Here is a 458-nt window from a genome sequence, read left to right on the forward strand (position 1 = left end):
GATGCATAGCGATTCGTCATGCACCATGCCATAACGCACGCCGTTAATATTCAACGTGTTCGCTACAACGCGTCCTGCCATCCCACTGACCGCCGCCAGCGCGCCGACGCGGGTAATAAATTGACGTCGGGTGCAACTCATGGCTGCTCCTTAAGCAACGGAACGGACGCCGGATTAAAGTGCGGGTTAGTACGCTGATCGCTATGGCAATCCACGCATATTTTGATCCGCCCTTTCTCGCTTAGCGTCTGCATCGTATCTTGCTGCGGATGCAGGGAATGGCAACTGGCGCAGGTCACTTTAGTAACATGAACATCGTGCGGCCAGAACGCTTTTTGTAGTTGTTCAGGCAGATGGCAGGACATGCAGACGCTGTTCTGCTGCTCCAACGTATACATCGGGTCGTTAAAACGCATCACATCTTTCACCCCTTCACGGTGATGAAGCGACGGTTGGCC

General features: G+C 53.7%; 2 protein-coding genes. Both read right to left on the reverse strand.

Annotation, left to right across the window (positions count from 1 at the left end; translation table 11 throughout):
* On the reverse strand, positions 1-141 hold a 141-nt coding region (locus F7Q90_RS26010), incomplete at its 3' end, for a twin-arginine translocation signal domain-containing protein (RefSeq protein WP_151161197.1).
* On the reverse strand, positions 138-458 hold a 321-nt coding region (gene nrfB, locus F7Q90_RS26015), incomplete at its 5' end, for a cytochrome c nitrite reductase pentaheme subunit (RefSeq protein ID WP_151161200.1). The genes F7Q90_RS26010 and nrfB, both read right to left, overlap by 4 nt.

Origin of the sequence: Pantoea stewartii subsp. stewartii (assembly GCF_008801695.1) — a bacterium.
Taxonomy (GTDB): Bacteria; Pseudomonadota; Gammaproteobacteria; order Enterobacterales; family Enterobacteriaceae; genus Pantoea; species Pantoea stewartii.